Source organism: Schaalia sp., assembly GCF_050312375.1.
Classification (GTDB): Bacteria; Actinomycetota; Actinomycetes; order Actinomycetales; family Actinomycetaceae; genus Pauljensenia; species Pauljensenia hyovaginalis.
The window spans coordinates 106,296-125,526 of the sequence record NZ_JBNOYB010000105.1; the positions used below are offsets into that span (position 1 = coordinate 106,296).

The 19,231-nt window shown below is 68.3% G+C and carries 19 protein-coding genes and 1 tRNA gene; 17 read left to right on the plus strand and 3 right to left on the minus strand.

Features of this window, described 5'->3' with window-relative positions:
- The first annotated feature begins 8 nt into the window (after positions 1-8).
- The 14 genes from ACQY7V_RS08510 (at position 9) to ACQY7V_RS08575 (ending at position 14,241) form a co-directional block, all read left to right on the plus strand.
- Entirely contained in the window at positions 9-626 is a 618-nt protein-coding gene (locus ACQY7V_RS08510) for an L-threonylcarbamoyladenylate synthase (protein WP_154477527.1), read from the plus strand.
- Positions 627-709: 83 nt separating this feature from the next.
- Positions 710-1,759, plus strand: a complete 1,050-nt coding sequence (locus ACQY7V_RS08515) for a hypothetical protein (protein WP_154477529.1) — start codon at positions 710-712, stop codon at positions 1,757-1,759.
- A 2-nt stretch (positions 1,760-1,761) separates the two neighbouring features.
- A complete protein-coding gene (locus ACQY7V_RS08520) occupies positions 1,762-3,105 on the plus strand; it encodes a replication-associated recombination protein A (RefSeq protein WP_154477879.1) in 1,344 nt (447 codons plus the stop codon).
- Positions 3,106-3,230: 125 nt separating this feature from the next.
- Positions 3,231-3,854 (plus strand): 30S ribosomal protein S4, encoded by a 624-nt coding sequence (rpsD, locus tag ACQY7V_RS08525; protein WP_154477531.1) that lies wholly within the window; start codon positions 3,231-3,233, stop codon positions 3,852-3,854.
- 106 nt (positions 3,855-3,960) lie between these two features.
- On the plus strand, positions 3,961-6,660 hold the full coding sequence (gene alaS / locus ACQY7V_RS08530; protein WP_154477533.1) for an alanine--tRNA ligase: 2,700 nt from the start codon (positions 3,961-3,963) through the stop codon (positions 6,658-6,660).
- Complete coding sequence (gene ruvX / locus ACQY7V_RS08535; protein WP_235360953.1) at positions 6,657-7,139, plus strand: Holliday junction resolvase RuvX; 483 nt, start codon at positions 6,657-6,659, stop codon at positions 7,137-7,139. Before alaS ends, ruvX begins: the two co-directional genes overlap by 4 nt.
- A gap of 230 nt (positions 7,140-7,369) precedes the next feature.
- On the plus strand, positions 7,370-8,407 hold the full coding sequence (mltG, locus tag ACQY7V_RS08540) for an endolytic transglycosylase MltG (protein WP_235360952.1): 1,038 nt from the start codon (positions 7,370-7,372) through the stop codon (positions 8,405-8,407).
- A gap of 3 nt (positions 8,408-8,410) precedes the next feature.
- The gene (locus ACQY7V_RS08545) at positions 8,411-9,241 is read left to right on the plus strand and encodes a shikimate dehydrogenase (RefSeq protein WP_235360951.1); all 831 of its coding nucleotides are present in this window, start codon (positions 8,411-8,413) and stop codon (positions 9,239-9,241) included.
- Entirely contained in the window at positions 9,238-9,936 is a 699-nt protein-coding gene (locus ACQY7V_RS08550; RefSeq protein WP_154477883.1) for a prepilin peptidase, read from the plus strand. The genes ACQY7V_RS08545 and ACQY7V_RS08550 overlap by 4 nt, the downstream gene beginning before the upstream one ends.
- 44 nt (positions 9,937-9,980) lie before the next feature.
- Positions 9,981-10,346: a phosphoribosyl-AMP cyclohydrolase gene (gene hisI / locus ACQY7V_RS08555; protein ID WP_235360950.1), complete on the plus strand. Its 366-nt coding sequence runs from the start codon at positions 9,981-9,983 to the stop codon at positions 10,344-10,346.
- 105 nt (positions 10,347-10,451) lie between these two features.
- Complete coding sequence (gene trpC, locus ACQY7V_RS08560) at positions 10,452-11,336, plus strand: indole-3-glycerol phosphate synthase TrpC (RefSeq protein WP_321082496.1); 885 nt, start codon at positions 10,452-10,454, stop codon at positions 11,334-11,336.
- A 9-nt stretch (positions 11,337-11,345) separates the two neighbouring features.
- Positions 11,346-12,320, plus strand: coding sequence for a prolipoprotein diacylglyceryl transferase (gene lgt, locus ACQY7V_RS08565; protein WP_303778159.1), 975 nt, complete (start codon positions 11,346-11,348; stop codon positions 12,318-12,320).
- Between the two features lie 9 nt (positions 12,321-12,329).
- Positions 12,330-13,775, plus strand: a complete 1,446-nt coding sequence (pyk, locus tag ACQY7V_RS08570) for a pyruvate kinase (protein ID WP_154477539.1) — start codon at positions 12,330-12,332, stop codon at positions 13,773-13,775.
- Positions 13,776-14,025: 250 nt separating this feature from the next.
- Entirely contained in the window at positions 14,026-14,241 is a 216-nt protein-coding gene (locus ACQY7V_RS08575; protein WP_154477541.1) for a hypothetical protein, read from the plus strand.
- 64 nt (positions 14,242-14,305) lie between these two features.
- Here ACQY7V_RS08575 and ACQY7V_RS08580 read toward each other — a convergent pair whose 3' ends face one another.
- Both ACQY7V_RS08580 and ACQY7V_RS08585 read right to left on the minus strand, forming a co-directional pair.
- Positions 14,306-14,494, minus strand: a complete 189-nt coding sequence (locus tag ACQY7V_RS08580; RefSeq protein WP_154477543.1) for a hypothetical protein — start codon at positions 14,492-14,494, stop codon at positions 14,306-14,308.
- A gap of 40 nt (positions 14,495-14,534) precedes the next feature.
- A complete protein-coding gene (locus tag ACQY7V_RS08585) occupies positions 14,535-15,128 on the minus strand; it encodes an ANTAR domain-containing response regulator (RefSeq protein ID WP_154477545.1) in 594 nt (197 codons plus the stop codon).
- 64 nt (positions 15,129-15,192) lie between these two features.
- Here ACQY7V_RS08585 and ACQY7V_RS08590 point away from each other — a divergent pair.
- A tRNA-Leu gene (locus ACQY7V_RS08590) sits at positions 15,193-15,266 on the plus strand.
- A 52-nt stretch (positions 15,267-15,318) separates the two neighbouring features.
- Here the strand turns inward: ACQY7V_RS08590 and ACQY7V_RS08595 are convergent.
- A complete protein-coding gene (locus ACQY7V_RS08595) occupies positions 15,319-15,801 on the minus strand; it encodes a PaaI family thioesterase (RefSeq protein WP_229770357.1) in 483 nt (160 codons plus the stop codon).
- A gap of 19 nt (positions 15,802-15,820) precedes the next feature.
- Between ACQY7V_RS08595 and polA the strand changes: the two genes are divergently transcribed.
- Both polA and ACQY7V_RS08605 read left to right on the plus strand, forming a co-directional pair.
- Positions 15,821-18,535 (plus strand): DNA polymerase I, encoded by a 2,715-nt coding sequence (gene polA, locus ACQY7V_RS08600; protein ID WP_303772301.1) that lies wholly within the window; start codon positions 15,821-15,823, stop codon positions 18,533-18,535.
- Positions 18,536-18,697: 162 nt separating this feature from the next.
- A partial coding sequence (locus ACQY7V_RS08605) for a S1 RNA-binding domain-containing protein (RefSeq protein ID WP_428639778.1) occupies positions 18,698-19,231 on the plus strand: 534 nt, incomplete at its 3' end.

The window sequence follows — 19,231 nt, forward strand, 5'->3', positions numbered from 1 at the left end:
ATAGGGGCATGTCGTACGTGGAGATGCACCCGGAGAACCCGCAGGCCCGATTCGTCACCAGGACGGTCGATACGATTCGGAAAGGGGGAGTGATCGCGCTGCCGACCGATTCCGGTTACGCGATCGCCTGCGCCCTCGGGAACAAGGCCGGAATGGATGCGATCCGGCAGATCCGCAAGCTGGACGACAAGCACAACTTCTCGCTCCTGTGCCACTCCTTCGCCCAGCTCGGCGAACTCGTCATCGTGGACAACTCCCAGTTCCGGACGATCAAGGCCCTCACGCCCGGCCCGTACACCTTCATCCTCCCGGGCACGAAGGAAGTGCCCCGCATGACGCTGAACAAGAAGAAGCACACGGTCGGAGTGAGGATCCCCGATCACGTCATCACCCAGGCGATCGTGGCCGAGCTCGGAGAACCGCTGCTGTGCTCGACGCTCATCATGCCCGGGGATGAAGATCCCCTGACCGACGGCTTCGAGGTCGATGACCGGATCGGCTCGCTCATCGACCTCGTCATCGTCGGTCCCGTGGGCACGGCCGGCGCCACCACCGTGGTCGACTACACGGACGGGGCGGGGCGCATCGCCAGGCGCGGCGCGGGCGACGATTCGCTCTTCGAGTAACCATTCCCACTGCCCGCGCGTCCCGACGGCTGATAGTCTGAGCTCCTGGTGCGCCTCGCGGATGCGGGGCAGGAGAGGATGAGATGCCACGAGCGGGCCGTTTTCGGGGCGTTGCGCCCGTGCGCGCCCTCGCCGTCCTCGCGATGATCCTCACCGTGTTCGCCCTCGGATTCTCCGCCGCTCAAGCGACTCAGATCGCGCCGAGCCCGGTGTCGAACGCAGTCGTTCGGGGCGACGGGCGCACGGCCGATACGGCCGCCTTCAAGTACGAGGGCGCGAGCTCCTTCACGCTCAGGCTCTCGGGCTGCCAAGAGGCGATCGGCCGAGCCGTCGCGGTGATCGTCCGCATCGACCCCTCGGCATCGGAGGGGCCCGAAGAACGGCGCGAACCCCTCGTCGACGAGTCGGGCGCAGCGCTCGCTCCGACGATCTGGGCGCGCGGCTCCTCACTTCCCGATACCGGCGGTTTCGCAATCATCGCCGAGATCCCGAACGCGCAGAACTCCGCGTCGGGCATCGGCTGGCGACCCGGCGATGTGCACGTCTTCGAAGTCTCCTACGACGCACCGGGTCTCAGCGCATGCACCAGGCGCTTCTACGCCGGCGTTCTGGAGAACCCTGATCGGCCGAAGGAGCCTGAAGCCGCACCCGAGGCGCCGAGCGGCGGCGAGGACGCTCCTCAGTCGTCTCCCGCAGTCCAGGGGGAGGACGAGCCCGCGCCCCGGGGCGACATCGTCCAGGAGTCGGCCGATCGGGAGGATCCGTCCCTCCAGGAGGCGCCCGCCCCGTCGTCGAGCGCCGACACCCCGATCCAGGCGGACTCCGCTCCCGCCGCGTCCGAACCGGCTCCGTCCCGCTCCTCCTCCGGGCGCCAGACCCTCCTCGCGCCGCCCGTGAGCGTGGAGCCCGCGAAGCTGTCCGAACCGGCCCGTCGACTCCTGAACTCCCAGGTCCGCACGTCGAATTCCTCGGCGCTCCGGGCGCACGAGGCCCAGACCACCTCCGATGCGGTCGCGCAGTCGCTCACCGCTCTGTCCGGTTCGGTGGTGGCCGCAGGGGGCGTCCTCGTCCTGGTCTCCGCCGCCGTGATGACGCACGTCCTGAGATCGGCGAAGGCGAAGCCGGGGCCGTGAGCATGGACCTGTTCGAGGCTCAGAGCCTCGACGCCCTCGGCACGCCCTCCTTCGACCCGAATGCGCCCCTCGCGGTCAGGATGCGGCCCCGCACGATCGGCGAAGTCGTCGGTCAAGAGGCCGTTCTCGCGGAGGGCTCGCCCCTGAGGCGCTTGCTCGAGGGGGCCAAGCGCGGAGCCCCCCAGGGCTCCTCCCTCGTTCTGTGGGGCCCTCCCGGAACGGGCAAGACCACCCTGGCCTACCTCGTCGCTCGTGCCGAGGGGCGCCGCTTCGAGGAGCTCTCCGCCGTGTCCTCCGGAGTCAAGGACATCCGCGATGTCGTCAGCGCCGCGAGACGACGCACCGCGACGGCGGGCGAGCAGACGGTCCTGTTCATCGACGAGGTGCACCGCTTCTCGAAATCCCAGCAGGACGGGCTCCTCCCGGCCGTTGAGAACCAGTGGGTCACCCTCATCGCCGCGACGACGGAGAACCCGTCCTTCTCGGTCATCCCGCCGCTCCTGTCGCGATCGCTCCTCCTCGTCCTCGAGCCCCTGGACGAAGAGGCGATCGGAACCCTCATCGATCGGGCCCTCGACGACGAGCGCGGCCTTCGCGGCGCCTTCGGGATCGAGGAGGAGGCGAAGGGCGCGCTCATCCGCCTGGCCGGCTCCGATGCGCGCAAGTCCCTCACACTTCTCGAGGCGGCCGCAGGGGCCGCGGCGGACACCTCATCGGCGATCATCAACGCCTCGCACATCGAGATGGCGGCGAATACGGCCCTGGTCGCCTGGGACCGGGACCAGCACTACGACGTCGCCTCGGCCTTCATCAAATCGATGAGGGGCTCGGACGCGGACGCCGCGATCCACTACCTCGCCCGCATGCTCGAGATGGGGGAGGACCCCCGGTTCATCGCGCGGCGCGTCATGATCTGCGCTGCCGAGGACGTGGGCATGGCGGCGCCCGAAGTCCTGTCCACGACGGTCGCGGCAGCGCAGGCCGTGGCCCTCATCGGGATGCCCGAGGCCCGGATCATCCTCGCCGAAGCGGTGATCGCCGTGGCCACGGCGCCGAAGTCGAATGCCGCCTATCTCGCGATCGACGAGGCCATCGCGGATCTGCGCGCCGGCAAGGGGGGACCGGTCCCCAAGCACCTGCGCGATGCGCACTATGCGGGGGCGAAGCGCCTGGGGCACGGGAGCGAATACCTGTACGCCCACGACGCCCCGCACCACGTCGCCGCCCAGCAGTACCTGCCCGATGACCTCGAGGGCGCCCGCTACTACCGGCCGACCGTCAACGGGCATGAGGCGCTGCTCACGAAGAGGCTCGCCGCGCTTCGCGAGCTCCTCGCGATGCGTTAGACTGCTCGGGTTGCCGTTGCGGCACCCCTGGGGCCCTAGCCGATGGAACACCCGTTCCGGGAGTCGGCCCCGTGGCCCGAGAATCCCCTCGGGTCATGACATGAGAAACAGGAAAGACAGAGGAAATGGCTCAGAACCGTTCCCGCAAGCAGGTGCGCGAGTCGCGCGCCCTCGGCCTCGCCCTGACCCCGAAGGCCGTCCGCTACTTCGAGAAGCGCCCCTACGGCCCCGGCGAGCACGGCCGTTCGCGTCGTCGCCAGGATTCCGACTACGCCGTTCGTCTCAAGGAGAAGCAGCGTCTGCGCGCCCAGTACGGCATCCGCGAGGCCCAGCTGCGCCGCGCCTTCGAAGAGGCCCGTCGCACCGCTGGCCTGACCGGTGAGAACCTGGTCGAGCTCCTCGAGATGCGCCTCGACGCCCTCGTCCTGCGCGCGGGCTTCGCCCGCACGATCCAGCAGGCCCGCCAGTTCGTCGTCCACCGTCACATCCTCGTCGACGGCAAGATCGTCGACCGCCCCTCCTTCCGCGTGAAGCCGGGCCAGACGATCCAGGTCAAGCCGAAGTCGCAGACGACGGTCCCCTTCGAGATCGCCGCGCAGGGCATCCACCGCGATGTCCTCCCCGCCGTTCCCGAGTACCTCGATGTCGAGCTCGAGCGTCTCAAGGCCACCCTCGTGCGCCGTCCGAAGCGCGTCGAGGTGCCCGTCACGGTCGATGTCCAGATGGTCGTCGAGCACTACTCGCGCTGATTCCGACTCTACGGACCCCGGGAACTCGGTTCCCGGGGTCCGCCATATTCCACCGTCGCGCCGGCGATGTGCTCGTCACGGCCCGACCCGACTACGATGAGGACCCATGCGCACCTCTGAGATCCGCTCCCGCTGGCTCGACTACTTCCGGTCCAAGGACCACCACATCGCCGAGTCGGTCCCGCTCATTTCCCCCGACCCCTCGATCCTCTTCACCGTCGCGGGGATGGTCCCCTTCATCCCCTACATCCTGGGAACGGAACCCGCTCCGTGGCCCCGCGCCGCTTCGGTTCAGAAGTGCATCCGGACGAACGACATCGACAATGTCGGAAAGACGACGCGTCACGGCACGTTCTTCCAGATGAACGGCAACTTCTCCTTCGGCGACTACTTCAAGGAAGGCGCGATCGACTTCGCGTGGGAGCTGCTCACGACCCCTCAGGACCGCGGCGGCTACGGCCTCGACGGCGATCGTCTCTGGATGACGATCTGGGAGGAGGACGAGGTCTCCTTCGATCACTGGACGAAGACCATCGGACTGCCCGCCGAGCGGATCCAGCGCCTTCCCTTCGCGGAGATCTCCTGGTCGACGGGCCAGCCCGGTCCGGCCGGCGCCTGCTGCGAGATCCACTACGACCGCGGCCCCGAATTCGGGCCCGACGGGGGTCCGGTCGCGGACCTCGCCGGTGACCGCTTCCTCGAGATCTGGAACCTCGTGTTCGACGAGTTCGTCCGGGGCGAGGGCGAGGGGCACGATTTCGAGCTCGTCGGCAAGCTCGACAAGACGGCCATCGACACGGGTGCGGGCCTGGAGCGCCTGGCGTTCATCATGCAGGACAAGCCGAACATGTACGAGATCGACGAGGTCTACCCCGTGATCGCGGCCGCCCAGGAGATGTCCGGCAAGACCTACGGGCGAGGCGCCGCGGGCCCCTCAGCGGGCTCCGCCTACGACGACGACGTGCGGATGCGCGTCGTGGCCGACCACGTGCGTTCGGCCCTCATGCTCATCAACGACGGGGTCAGGCCCGGCAATGACGGACGCGGATACGTGCTGCGCCGCCTCATCCGCCGCGCGGTGCGCTCGATGCGCCTGCTCGGCGTCGACGAGCCCGCGCTGCCGACGCTCCTGACGGCCTCCAAGGAGGTCATGGCGCTGTCGTATCCGGAGCTCAACGGCAACTGGGCGACGATCCAGGACGTCGCCTACGCCGAAGAGGAGGCCTTCAGGCGCACCCTCAGCGCCGGGACCTCCATCCTCGATCTGGCGGTCGCCGACGCGAAGGCCTCCGGCTCGAAGGTGCTCGACGGCGCTTCGGCCTTCTCGCTCCACGACACCTACGGCTTCCCGATCGATCTCACCCTCGAGATGGCCGCTGAACAGGGGCTCAAGGTCGATGAGGACGCCTTCAAGGCCCTCATGCTCGAGCAGAAGGAGCGCGCCCGCGCCGATGCCCGCGCCAAGAAGACCGGGCACACCGATGTCCGCGTCTTCCAGGAGATCGGCAAGCGCATCGGAGGGGCGAGCGAATTCCTCGGCTACACCGACCTCGCGGCGGAGGCGACGATCGAGGCGATCCTCGTCGACGGCGTCGACGTCCCGGCCGCCTCGGCGCCCGCCGAGGTCGAGATCGTCCTGGACCGCACGCCCTTCTACGCCGAGATGGGCGGCCAGCTCGCCGATCACGGCGTCATCCGGCTCGCGGACGGTGCGATCGTCGAGGTGCATGACGTTCAGGCGCCCATTCGCGGCCTGGCCGTTCATCGGGGCACGATCACGGAGGGGACCGTCGTCCCCGGCGCGAAGGCGTGGGCCGAGATCGACGCCCAGCGCCGACTCGCGATCGCACGCGCGCACACGGCGACCCACATGGTCTACGCGGGCCTTCGCCGCGTCGTCTCCGAGGAGGCGGCCCAGGCGGGTTCTGAGAACTCGCCGTCGCGCCTGCGCTTCGACTTCCGTCACTCCTCGGCGCTCGAATCCTCGCAGCTCAACGATATCGAGGCGCTCGTGAACGAGAAGCTCGCCGAGGATCTCGTCGTCTCCACGGAGATCATGTCTCTCGATGCCGCGCGCAAGGCGGGCGCGATCGCCCTCTTCGGTGAGAAGTACGGTTCCGAAGTGCGCGTCGTGACCATCGGGGACGGATTCGACAAGGAGCTCTGCGGCGGGACCCACGTGCCGACGACCGGTCGGATCGGGCGGATCGCCCTGCTCGGCGAGGGCTCGATCGGTTCGGGGGTGCGCCGCATCGACGCGCTCGTCGGGGACGGGGCTTACGACTTCCACGCGAAGGAGCACGCGCTCGTCTCGCAGATCACGACGCTTCTCGGCGGACGCCCGGAGGACGCCCCGTCGCGGATCGAGCAGGTCCTCGCCAAGCTGAAGGAGGTCGAGAAGGAACTCGATCGCCTGCGCCTCGAGCAGACGCTCGCCGGAGCGGCCTCACTGGCGGAGGCGGCCGAGGATCATCCTCGGGCGAGGCTCGTCGCCAAGGACGCGGGAGAACTCCCCTCGACGGACGCCCTGAGGACCCTCGCCCTGGATGTCCGGGATCGACTCGGCGACCGTCCGGGCGTGGTGGCCCTCGTCGCGAGGGTGAAGGACAAACCCGCGATCGTCGTCGCCGTGACGCCCAAGGCGCGCGAAGCCGGTTTCAAGGCGGGAGCCTTCGTGCGATCGGTCGGCGAGTACCTCGGAGGCGGAGGCGGTGGCCGTGACGACATCGCCCAGGGCGGCGGTTCGAGGACGGACCGCATCCACGAGGCGATCGCGGCGATCCGCGCCGAGGTGGCGGCTTCGTGACCCTTCGCCGGGGAGTTCGACTCGGTGTCGATGTGGGGACCGTCAGGGTCGGGGTATCGCGCTCCGACCCTGAGGGGATCCTCGCCGTGCCGCTTGAGACGGTTCACCGGCGCGACGACTGGTCGGATATCGACGACATCTGCCGCATCATCGACGCATTCGACGCCTTCGAAGTGATCGTCGGCCTGCCCCGCCACCTCAAGGGGGGCGAGGGCGTGTCGGCGAAGGGCGCCCGCAGGTACGCGCGTCGCATCAAAGCGGAGCGTCCGGGGGTCCGCGTCGCCCTCATCGATGAGAGGCTGAGCTCGAATCAGGCGCACGCCCGGCTTCGCCAGTCCGGCATCCCGGAGAGGGAGCACCGGCCGGTCATCGATCAGGTGGCCGCACAGATCATCCTTGAACTTGCGCTCGACGAAGAGCGGATGTCGGGGCGTGCTCCCGGTATCGAGATCACGAAGGAAGGGAACGACCGTTCATGACGACGCCGCCCCCGAGGCCCCCGTTCAAACCTCGCCGTGAGATCCACTCCCACGGCGCTCACGCAAGCTCGCACACGGAGCCGCCCCGACGCGCGCCGAGGGCGGAGGGCGCGGTTCAAGCCCCCGATGCGGTGGGTCTCGAGACCACGGGAATGCGCTCACGGAGGTTGGAGCACGAACGCCTCCGCGTGAAGCGGCGCCGGAGGAACCGGCGGATCCGATCCGCTTTCGTGATCCTCCTCGTCCTCGTCCTCCTCGGAGGCGCCGGATGGTTCGCGATCAACCAAGTGATGGATTCGAGCTCGCAATCGGCCCACCTGGCCGACGACTACCCGGGACCGGGCGAGGGCAGCGTCGAAGTGACGGTGGACGTCGGGGAATCCGGCGTCGAGATCGGCCAGACCCTCGTGAACGCGGGCGTCGTCAAGTCCCTCGACGCCTTCACCCGCGCCTTCAACGCGAATAAGGCATCGACCTCCATCCGTCCGGGCACCTACACGCTCAAACTGAAGATGAGCGCTTCGGAGGCGGTCGCGGCCCTCCTCGACGACGCGAACCGTTCAGAGAACACGGTGACCGTCGCGCCGGGGCAGACCGCGGCGCAGATCGTCGAGCGCATCGTCGCCGTCACCGACTTCACTCAGGAGGAGGTCGACTCGGCGCTGGCCGACTCCGCGGCCATCGGCCTCCCGGCCGAAGCGGGCGGCAAGGCCGAGGGCTGGCTGGCCCCCGGATCCTACGAACTCGCCTCGACCGACACGCCCGCGACCCTCCTGAGCCAGATGGTCGCGAAGACGGTGTCCGAACTCGACGCCCTGGGCGTCGCGGCCGCGGATCGTCAGGCCGTTCTCATCAAGGCGTCGATCCTCGAACGCGAAGTGAACATCGACGAGTACCTGCCGAAGGTCGCCCGCGTGATCGAGAACAGGCTCGCCGATCCCGAGGGCGAGACCAAGGGGCTCCTCCAGATGGATTCGACGGTCCTCTACGGCGTCGGGAAGACCGGCGGAGTGCCGACGGTGGATGATCTCGCCGACGAGAACCCGTACAACACCTACCTGCACAAGGGCCTGCCGCCCACGCCCATCGCCCAGCCGGCCAAGAGCGCGATCGAGGCCGTCATCAACCCGGCATCGGGGCCGTGGCTGTACTACGTGACCGTTGATCTCGACACGGGGGAGACCCTCTTCGCTCAAACCCATGCCGAGCAGGAGGCCAACGCCGAGAAGTTCAAGGCCTACTGCGCGGCGAACCCGGGGAAGTGCTGAAGCGTGCGCTGGGCGGCGGTCATCGGTTCCCCGATCGCGCATTCCCTGTCGCCGATCCTCCACCGGGCGGCCTGGGACGGTCTCGGCCTGCCGTCCGAGTGGAGGTACGAGCGGATCGAGACCGGCCTCGACGACCTCGGCGCCCGCTTGTCGTCCATTGATGACGACTGCCTCGGCCTGTCGGTCACGATGCCGTGCAAACGCGCGGTCCTCGACTACTGCGACGCCGTCGACCCGGTCGGCGCCGCAGTCGGGGCGGTGAACACGCTCGTCCCCTCCGCGGGGATCCTCACCGGCTTCAACACCGATGTCCACGGTATCGCCGAGGCCCTGAGAGAGGCGATCGAAGCCGCGGGGGTCACGGCCCGCAGGGCGCTGGTCCTCGGTTCGGGCGCGACGGCCGCATCGGCCCTGGCCGCGCTGGGCACCCTGGGCGTCGCGGAGCTGAGCGTGGCCGCGCGCCGATTCGGCGGTCCGGATTCGATCCTCGCCGCAGCTTCCCGCCTCGGCGTCGCCGTCGACCAGGTGATGTGGGGGGACCAGGACGCGGTCCGTCGTGCGATCGACGCCGCGGACGTCGTCGTCTCCACGCTTCCCGCCGGAGTCGCCGACGACTTCGCCCGCACCATCGCCCCCACGGGTCGGCGGGCCTTCCTCGACGTCGTCTACGCGCCCCGCCGGACCCCGCTGCTGGAATCCTTCGAGAACGGCGGCGCCGCGATCGCCCACGGCCTCGACATGCTCGTCCATCAGGCCGCGCTCCAGGTCCGTCTCATGACCGGATCGGATCCCGACCTGAAGCGGATGAAGGCGGCGCTCGAACCGTGGAGATGAACGAACGGGGCTTCGCGCTGCTCGCACCGCTGCTCGGAGACGTCTGCCTGCTCTCCGGTTTCGCGACCTGGATCCTCATCGTCTGGTGGCTGTGGCTCAAGGGGTGGCGCGTTCAGAGGCGCTACTTCATCGAGGCCACCTTGCCGCCGCTGAGGCGTACCCGGACCACCTGGATGGCGGCGCTCATCGGCATCCTCGCCGTGATCGCGGCCCATTCGACTCCTTCCGCCGCCGCCCTCGTGAGCGTCGCGATGATCGGAACCCTGTCGGCGCTGACGGATGTGCGCACCCACAAACTGCCGAACGCCTACACGGGGGCGATGGCCCTCGGCGTGTCCATCGGTTGCGCTTGCGCGGTCCTCGTCTCGGACTCGCCCGCCTCGGTTCTCGCCGACATCGCCTGGGGCGGCGCGATCTGGGCGGTCCCCATGTGGCTCCTCTCGCGATTGCCGGGCGGTGTGGGTTTCGGTGATGTCAAGCTCGCGCCCGTGCTCGGCGCGATGCTCGGAACCGAGGGCATCGCCGCCGCCGTCTTCGGACTGTTCATGTCCGTGATCGCCGCGGGTCTGGGCGCGGTCTGGCGGCTCGTCATCGGTTCGGCGGGGACCAGTTCCCGGATGCCTCTGGGCCCCTGGCTCGTGGTCGGCTCGATGATCGCCTACATCCTTCACGGCGTGATCCCGCAGTGGGCGTGAGGGCGGCGCATGCGTCTTAGCCACGACCGTGGCAGGATGATCCGGTGGCTCTCGATCCGATTCTCGCAGCGCGCTTGAAGCGCGATTCCGCCGGACTCGTCGCGGCGATCATCCAGCAGTACGACACCCGTGAGGTGCTCATGCTCGGGTGGATGGACGACGAGGCCCTGCATCGGACCCTCACGACCGGGCGCGTCACCTTCTGGTCTCGCTCGCGCCGAGAGTACTGGCGCAAGGGGGACACTTCGGGGCACGCCCAGTACGTGAAGTCCGTATCGATCGACTGCGACGGGGACGCGCTGCTCATCGAGGTCGATCAGGTCGGGGCGGCCTGTCATACGGGGAAGAGGACCTGCTTCCTCGAGGGCGGGGACCTGGGCGCTTCGGTCTTGGAGCGGCCGGCGCGCTAGGCCCCGATCACCCGCCGGTGCGGATCCGCTCGCTGAACCGATTCGGGCTGCGCGTCGCAGTCGAGATAGCATCGAAGGAGTCGTCGACGACGGGAGGAGGGATCCGTGAACGTCTTGGACGAGATCATCGCCGGCGCCGTCGACGATCTGAAGAGGCGCGAAGCCGAGGTTGCGCTCTCGGACGTCAAGCGCCGCGCTCAAAAGGCCGCTGATGCGCATGATGCGGTCGCCCTCCTGCGCGAGCGCGAGGGCGCGGTCGCGATCATCGGGGAGATCAAGCGGGCGACTCCGATGATCGGGCCCCTGGCGCGCATCGACGACCCGGCCGCGCTGGCCGCGGCCTACGAGGCCGGTGGGGCGACCGCGATCTCCGTCTGCACCGAATCCCGTCATTTCCTCGGTTCGCTCAAGGACCTCGATGCGGTGCGCGCCGCCGTGGACATCCCGGTGATCTGCAAGGATTTCATCGTCACCTCGTATCAGATCCATGAGGCGAGGGCCCACGGGGCCGACCTCGTGCTCCTCATGACCCAGGCCCTGGATCAACCGGCTCTCGTCTCCCTGCTCGAGCGCGCGCACTCCCTGGGCATGCACGCGCTCGTGGAAGTCCACTCGCGCCTCGAGGTCCTGCGCGCGCTCGACGCCGGGGCGAGGATCATCGGGGTCAACGCCTGCGACCTGCGGACGATGGACGTGGACCGCGATGTGATCGAGCAGGTCATCGACATCATTCCCTCCGATGTCGTCGCGGTCGCCGAGTCGGGGGTGCGCGGTCCTCGTGACGTGTTCGAGTACGCGAAATGGGGGGCGGACGCGGTGCTCGTGGGTGAGGCGCTCGTCACTTCACGGGATCCCCGGGCCTGTCTGTCCGATATGGTGAGCGCCGGATCGCATCCCGCGCTGCGCACCGACCGCAAGGAGCGCGTCCGGTGGGCGCTGGAGGGTGATGCGGAGCACCGTCCCCACGGCTCGAAGCCTCCAGGCACTTAAGGAGCACACATGTTCGTCGCGTCCATTCCCTCTCCCGATCGGGGAGTGTGGTACATCGGCCCGCTTCCCCTGAGGGCCTACGGCCTCATCATCGTCACCGGGATGATCCTCGCCGTGTGGTGGACGGCGAAACGCTATGGCAAGCGCGGGGGGGATCCCGAGCTGCTCTACGACGTCGCGATGTGGGCGATTCCCATGGGCATCGTGGGCGCCCGGCTCTACCACGTGGTGACCACGCCCGAGAATTACTTCGCATCGCCCGAGTCGATGCTCCGCATCCTCAAGATCTGGGAGGGCGGGCTCGCCATCTGGGGCGGGGTCTTCTTCGGGGCGCTGGGGGCCTGGATCGCAGTGCGCCGCGCGGGACGCCGCCTGGGCCCGGTCGCGGACTCCCTGGCGCCGGCTCTCATCATGGCTCAGGGCATCGGCCGATGGGGCAACTACTTCAACCAGGAGCTCTTCGGTTCGCCGACGACTCTTCCCTGGGGCTTGGAGATCGATGACGCGCACTTGCCCGCGGGTTACGCCTCGGGGACCCTCTTCCACCCGACCTTCCTCTACGAGTCGCTGTGGAACTTCTCGATGGCCGCCCTCATCGCCTGGGCGGATCGCCGTTTCCGTTTCAAGGCGGGCCAGGTGTTCGCCCTGTACCTCTTCGCCTATCCGGTGGGGCGCATCTGGATGGAGACGATGCGCCTTGACGAGGCGCGGGAGTTCCTCGGGATCCGCCTCAACGCCTGGACGTCGATCGGCATGCTCGTCCTCGGCGCGGCGATCTTCATCATCGCGGGCAGGCTCGGCCGTTCGACGCGGCTCGTCGGCGATGAGAGATTCGTCCCCGCGTCTGAAGGGGGTTCGGGGGCCGAGGGCGGGGCCGCGCCCTCCGAGGCGCCCCAAAGCGAGGCGGCGGGCGCGGAGCTTCATGGCGACCATCACGACACCGGCGCCGCGTCGGCGGGGGTGGGACCTTCGTCGTCACGCTAGAATGGCCCTATGCGCCGAGCAAAAATCGTCTGCACCATCGGACCCGCGACAGATTCCGCCGAACAGATTCAAGCCCTGGTCGACGCCGGAATGGACGTCGCCCGGATCAACCGCTCCCACGGCAGCGCCGCAGAGCATGAGGCGGTCATCGAGAAGGTGCGCCGCGCGTCGGCGACTTCCGGCCGCGCCGTTGCGATCCTCGTCGATCTCCAGGGCCCGAAGATCCGACTGGAGACCTTCGCGCAAGGGCCTCAGGTGCTCGAGGTGGGGGACACCTTCACCATCACGACTCGTGACGTCCCGGGCACGAAGGAGCTCGTGGGGACGACCTTCAAGGGCCTGCCCGGTGATTGCGCCCCCGGTGATCGCCTGCTCATCGATGACGGGAACGTCGCGGTGCGCGTCATCGAGGTCACGCAGACCGATGTCGTGACGCGCGTCGAGGTGCCCGGTGTCGTCTCCGACCACAAGGGCCTCAATCTTCCCGGCGTCGCGGTGTCGGTTCCCGCACTGTCCGAGAAGGACAAGGAGGACCTGCGCTGGGCGCTCGAGCAGGAGGCCGATTTCATCGCCCTGTCCTTCGTGCGCTCGGCCGCGGACATCGAGGACGTCCACGCGATCATGGACGAGTACGGCCGCCGCCTCCCGGTGATCGCGAAGATCGAGAAGCCGCAGGCCGTCGATGCTCTCGCCGAGATCGTCGAGGCCTTCGACGCGATCATGGTCGCCCGCGGCGACCTTGGCGTCGAGATGCCCCTCGAGTCGGTTCCGCTGGTCCAGAAGCGCGCGATCGAGTTGGCCCGTCGCGCGGCGAAGCCGGTCATCGTCGCGACTCAGGTGATGGACTCGATGATCAAGAATCCGCGTCCGACTCGGGCCGAGGCCTCGGACTGCGCGAATGCGATCCTCGATGGCGCCGATGCCGTCATGCTCTCGGGCGAGACCTCGGTCGGCGCCTTCCCGATCGAGGCGGTGCGCACCATGGCCCGGATCGTCGAGTCGACCGAGGAGAACGGCGGCGAGATGATCGCCTCCCTCAACGGCTTCTACGCCCTTGACCGGGCTTCTGTGATCTGCGAGGCGGCGGCGGGCATCGCCGAGCACATCGATGCGCGCTACCTCGTGACCTTCACCCAGTCGGGCACTTCCGCGCGCAAGATCTCGAGGCTGCGCCGCCCGATCCCGATGCTCGCCTTCACGCCCCTCGAATCGACGAGGCGCCGCCTCGCCCTCTCGTGGGGCATTCAGACCTACCGGGTGCCCGAGGTTCGTCACACGGACGACATGGTGTGGCAGGTCGACCAGGTCGCGCAGTCCTCGCACCTCGCTGAGATCGGCGATCAGCTCGTCATCGTCGCGGGCATGCCGCCGGGCACGGAGGGGTCCTCGAACATGCTGCGGATCCATGAGGTGGGCGATGAAGTCGACTACCAGATCGGCGGGGCGCACCGCTGAGACTGAGATCCTCTGGAACGCCGGGCCCTTGCGGCCCGGCGTTCCTGCGTTGCGTCATGGAAGCGCGCCGCACGACTGCGCTTGCGTAAGTGCCGCTGCATCGTATATGCTGAATTCTTCGCCGAGATTCGGAGCGCGCTGAGGATGGTGCGCACGACGGCGAACGCACCGACTTCGGCCCATATGGGTTGCCTGCGCGACCGACGCGCATACCCCAAGGGCTCGGATGAATGAATGATGGAGAAGTGAAATGAATACGAATACCCGGACCGTGTCGGTCCATTCGATCCTGTTCGATCGTCAGGCGAACAACCTGGACCTGGAGGGCCTGTCGCAGGCCGTCAGGCCCTGGTTCGATGAGCTCGCCGACGCTGAGATCGCTCGTGCGATCGACAGCCTCGACGTTCCCGAGTCGCGGGGCGCGGCGGCGCGCTTCCTCGGCTTGGAGCTCATCCCCGTGGCCTGATGCGAAGGAAGAGGGCGCTGAGGATCATTCCTCAGCGCCCTTCCTCATATGATCGCGGGCCCCTCTAGAAGAAGCCCTGCCTCGCGGCCTTCCCCCGATCGATGTCCCGCTGGATGTCCGCAAGCGCCTCCCGCTCCTCGCGCGGGGCCTCGTGCATGCGCGCATCCATCCGCCGCCGGAGCGAGAAGCGCCATCGCAGGGCGGCGCACACGACGGCGAGGGAGCCGAAAAAGATCCAGGAACCGAGGTCCATGTCCTCATGATCGCACGGGGGCGGGCGCCGGTCCGGGGTTTCAGTCGTCGACCTGGTCGATGACCGCGTCGGCGACCTCGCGCATGGAGAGACGACGATCCATGGAGGTCTTCTGGATCCAGCGGAAGGCCTCGGGCTCGGTCATGCCCATGTTCTTCATGAGGAGGCCCTTGGCGCGGTCGACGCGCTTGCGGGTCTCGAAGCGGTCGGACAGGTCGGCGATCTCCTCCTCCAGGGACTCGATCTCCTGGTGGCGCGACAGGGCGATCTCGACGGCGGGGATGAGGTCGGCCGGGGTGAAGGGCTTGACCACGTAGGCCATGGCGCCGGCGTCGCGGGCGCGCTCGACGAGCTCGGTCTGGGAGAAGGCCGTGAGCATGACGACGGCGCAGGAGAGCTCGTGGAGGATCTTCTCAGCCGCCGTGATCCCGTCCATGCGGGGCATCTTGACGTCCATGACGCACAGGTCGGGCTCGAGCTCGAGGGCGAGCTGGACCGCCTCCTCGCCGTCCGCGGCCTCTCCGACGACCGTGAACCCCGCAGCGGTCAGGGTCTCGACGATATCGAGACGAATGAGACCCTCGTCCTCGGCGACGAGTACGCGACGCGGTTCGGTGCGGTTCTCAGCAGTCATGGCACATCCTCGTTTGGTGGTTCAAGCACCGCTATCATAATCTGGTCGTGCGCTTTCGCGCGCTGCCCCGATAGCCCAACTGGCAGAGGCGGTCGGCTCAAACCCGGCTTGTTGTGGGTTCGAATCCCACTCGGGGTACTCTACCAAGCCCGTTCGCGGATCCGTGGATCCACGAACGGGCTTTCGCTGTTCATTCCCCGTCCGAGTCGCGGCTGCGCCTCGCGAGGATGCGATTCGTCACGCGCGCCGTGGAGACGAGCCCGCCCTCGAGAGTGCGGATCTCGACGAGGTGGACGGTCTGCGATCCGCCGAGCCGCACCGCCTCGGCGACGGCGCGGACGCGACCCGAATCGACGCTCGAGATGTGGGAGATCGACAGCTCGGTGCCGACGGCGAAGCCCCGTTCGGCGCCGAAGACCCGACGCGCGTGGATCTGAGCGGCGAAGGAAGCCGCCGTCTCGGCGAGGGCCGCGGAGGCCCCGCCGTGCAGGATGCCGAGCGACTGGGTGTTGCCCTCGACCGGCATCTCGACGACGGTGCGTTCGGGGGAGTGCTCGAGGACCTCCATCCGCATGGCCTCCATGAGGGAGCCCGGCCAATGCGCGCCGACGAAGCCGCCGACGCGCGCGGGATCGGGAGCGGGGGATGAGGATTGCGGGACGGAATCGTTCATGGGCTCTAGGGTTACACCTATGACGGACACTTTGCTCATCATCGACGGGCATTCGATGGCCTTCCGCGCCTTCTTCGCCCTGCCCGCCGACAAATTCGCCACGAAGACCGGTCAGCACACGAACGCCGTGTACGGCTTCGTGTCGATGCTCGTCAAGCTCATCGAGCAGGAGCGTCCGGACAGGATCGCCGTCGCCTTCGACGTTTCGCGCCGCTCCTTCAGGACCGAGGAGTACCCCGAGTACAAGGGCACGCGGGAGGAGACCCCCGAGGAGTTCAAGGGGCAGGTCGAGCTCATCTCCCAAGTCCTCGATGCGATGGGCATCGTCTCCCTGCGCAAGGAGGGCTATGAGGCCGACGACATCCTGGCGACCCTCGCCAAGCGCGGTGCCGATGAAGGGATGGACGTCCTCGTCGTCTCGGGGGACCGCGATACCTTCCAGACGGTCAATGAGCGGGTGACGGTCCTCTACCCGGGGCAGGGGCCCGGCGATCTTCGTCGGATGACGCCGGCGGCCGTCGAGGAGAAGTACGGGGTGCCGCCGCAGCGCTATCCCGAGATCGCCGCCCTGGTCGGCGAGGCGAGCGACAACCTGCCGGGCGTGCCCGGGGTGGGCCCCAAGACCGCAGCGCAGTGGATCGTCTCCTTCGACGGGCTCGACAACCTGCTCGAACGCTCCGCCGAGGTGAAGGGCAAACGGGGCGAGGCCCTGCGCGAGCACCTCGAGGACGTGCGCAGGAACCGCCGTTTGAATCGTCTTCTCACCGATCTCGACCTCGGGGTCGGCCTTGACGATCTGACTCGCGGGGCGACGGATTCCGGCGAGCTCTTCTCCCTCTTCGATGCGCTTGAGTTCGGGGGCCTGCGTTCGCGCGTCATGGCGATCGCGGGGGACGAGGGCGGGACCGCCCCCTCCCCGGGCGCCGAGGAGCAGGTCCGCGCGCCCTTCGACTTCACGGCGGAGTTCGACGCGGATCCGGTCGAGGCGGATCGTGACATCGCGGAGTGGATCGAGGCCTTCGGACCGATCCGGGCGCTCTGGGCCGAGGGCTCCGGCGCCCCCGCGAAGGGCAGGACGGACCTGCTCGCCCTCGTCGCCCGGGAGCGGGTGCTCGTCGTGGATCCGACCGAGTTGTCCCCCGGGCAGGAGAGGGCCCTTGGCGAGGCGCTGGGCGGGGCGACGGACCTGATCGTCCACGACGCGAAAGCGCTGAGCCACTCCCTGAGGGCCCAGGGGTGGGCCGTGCCCTGGCCGAGCCGGGATGTCCATCTCGCCGCCTACCTCGTGCGCCCCGATTCGAGGTCCGTGGAGCTGCCCGTGCTCCTCGAGCGCTATCTGGGGGTCGATCCGAAGGAGCTCGAGCCGAAGGAGGACGTCCTCTTCGACGTGGGCGGGGAGATCTCGCCGCGCATGCTCCTCGCCGCCCGGAAGGCCCGGTCGATACCCGCCCTGTGGGAACGCCTCGAACCCGAACTCGTCGAGGCCAAGGAGCTGGAGCTCCTGGAGACGATGGAGCTCCCGGTCGCCCGGGTCCTCGCGGCGATGGAGGACACGGGGATCGCCGTCGACGAAGGCGCTCTGAGGGAGCAGTCGGCCTCCCTGGGCGCCGAGGTCGAGTCCGCGCGCGCCGCGGCGATCGGGGTCATCGGCGAGGACGTGAACCTGTCGAGCCCGAAGCAGTTGCAGCGCATCCTCTTCGACGTGCTCGACCTGCCCAAGACGAAGAAGACGAAGACGGGCTACACGACGAACGCCGAGGCCCTCCTCGATCTGCGTGAAAGGACCCGCGGGCAGGCCGGGCCGGGCTTCGTCTTCCTCGACAACCTCCTCGTCCACCGCGATCGCATCAAGCTCAAGCAGATGGTGGACTCGCTCATCGCGAGCATCGGCGACGACGGCCGCATCCACTCGAGCTTCTCGCAGGTCGTCGCCGCGACGGGGCGCCTGGCCTCCTCCGACCCGAATCTCCAGAACATCCCCGCGCGCACGCCCGACGGAGTGCGGATCCGCTCCGGCTTCGTACCCGGGCCCGGCTACTGCGCGCTCATGAGCGTCGACTACTCGCAGATCGAGATGCGGATCATGGCCCACCTGTCGAAGGACCGGGGGCTGATCGCGGCCTTCGCCTCGGGCGAGGACCTCCACAGGACGATGGCGTCGATGGTGTTCGGCGTTCCCATCGACGAGGTCACCCCGGAGCAGCGTTCGAGGATCAAGGCCACGTCCTACGGCCTCGCCTACGGCCTGTCGCCCTTCGGACTCTCGCAGCAGCTGCGCATCCCGGTGCCCGAGGCCTCCGCGCTGCGGGACCGCTACTTCGAGCGTTTCGGCGGCGTCCGGGACTACCTCGCCGCGATCGTCGACGATGCGCGCGCCCGGGGCTATACCGAGACGATGTTCGGCAGGCGCCGGTATCTGCCCGACCTCACCTCCGAGAACCGCCAACGGCGTGAAATGGCCGAGCGCGCGGCGCTCAACGCGCCGATCCAGGGCAGCGCCGCCGACATCATCAAGATCGCCATGGTGAACGTGGTCGACGCCCTGGAGGCGGCGGGCCTGAACTCGCGGGTCCTCGTCCAGATCCACGACGAACTCCTCCTCGAAGTGGCGCCGGGCGAGGCCGAGGCCGTTGAAGCGCTCGTCCGCGAGCAGATGGCCCAGCCCGTCCGGATGAGCGTCGCCCTCGAGGTCTCGGTGGGCATCGGGGGGAACTGGATGGCGGCCGCGCACTGAGGCGCGGGGCGAATCGAGACGGGGGCCACGAATTCACCCCGTCCCGTGCTTCACTTTTCGCGCGCGACGCCTGATAGAGTAGTTCGCGGTGGTTTCGGGCCTCCGGGCCCGGATCGCCAGTCCATTCACCTACTATTCAGTCCGTTTCGGAGACACAACTACATGACCACCAACACGCCGCAGGTCGCGGTCAACGACATCGGCTCCACCGAGGACCTGCTCGCCGCCATCGACGAAACCATCAAGTACTTCAACGATGGCGACATCGTCGAGGGCACTGTCGTCAAGGTCGACCACGATGAGGTCCTCCTCGACCTCGGCTACAAGACTGAGGGCGTGAGCCTCTCTCGCGAGCTCTCCATCAAGCACGACGTGAACCCCGACGACGTGGTCGCCGTCGGCGACAAGGTCGAGGCTCTCGTCCTCCAGAAGGAGGACAAGGAAGGCCGTCTGCTCCTGTCGAAGAAGCGCGCCCAGTACGAGCGCGCCTGGGGCCAGATCGAGAAGGTCAAGGAGGAGGACGGCGTCGTCACCGGCACCGTCATCGAGGTCGTCAAGGGCGGCCTGATCCTCGACATCGGCCTGCGCGGCTTCCTGCCCGCCTCCCTCGTCGAGATGCGTCGCGTCCGCGATCTCCAGCCCTACATCGGCCGCGAGATCGAGGCGAAGATCATCGAGCTCGACAAGAACCGCAAC

Bases quoted from the DNA above. Each gene is read 5' to 3' on its own strand.
- ACQY7V_RS08585 (WP_154477545.1), bottom strand. From the start codon at position 15,128: ATGACTGCTGAGAACCGCACCGAACCGCGTCGCGTACTCGTCGCCGAG.
- lgt (WP_303778159.1), top strand. From the start codon at position 11,346: ATGTTCGTCGCGTCCATTCCCTCTCCCGATCGGGGAGTGTGGTACATC.
- ACQY7V_RS08550 (WP_154477883.1), top strand. From the start codon at position 9,238: ATGAACGAACGGGGCTTCGCGCTGCTCGCACCGCTGCTCGGAGACGTC.
- ACQY7V_RS08510 (WP_154477527.1), top strand. From the start codon at position 9: ATGTCGTACGTGGAGATGCACCCGGAGAACCCGCAGGCCCGATTCGTC.
- ACQY7V_RS08515 (WP_154477529.1), top strand. From the start codon at position 710: ATGCCACGAGCGGGCCGTTTTCGGGGCGTTGCGCCCGTGCGCGCCCTC.
- pyk (WP_154477539.1), top strand. From the start codon at position 12,330: ATGCGCCGAGCAAAAATCGTCTGCACCATCGGACCCGCGACAGATTCC.
- rpsD (WP_154477531.1), top strand. From the start codon at position 3,231: ATGGCTCAGAACCGTTCCCGCAAGCAGGTGCGCGAGTCGCGCGCCCTC.
- polA (WP_303772301.1), top strand. From the start codon at position 15,821: ATGACGGACACTTTGCTCATCATCGACGGGCATTCGATGGCCTTCCGC.
- alaS (WP_154477533.1), top strand. From the start codon at position 3,961: ATGCGCACCTCTGAGATCCGCTCCCGCTGGCTCGACTACTTCCGGTCC.
- ACQY7V_RS08580 (WP_154477543.1), bottom strand. From the start codon at position 14,494: ATGGACCTCGGTTCCTGGATCTTTTTCGGCTCCCTCGCCGTCGTGTGC.
- ACQY7V_RS08575 (WP_154477541.1), top strand. From the start codon at position 14,026: ATGAATACGAATACCCGGACCGTGTCGGTCCATTCGATCCTGTTCGAT.
- ACQY7V_RS08520 (WP_154477879.1), top strand. From the start codon at position 1,762: ATGGACCTGTTCGAGGCTCAGAGCCTCGACGCCCTCGGCACGCCCTCC.
- ACQY7V_RS08595 (WP_229770357.1), bottom strand. From the start codon at position 15,801: ATGAACGATTCCGTCCCGCAATCCTCATCCCCCGCTCCCGATCCCGCG.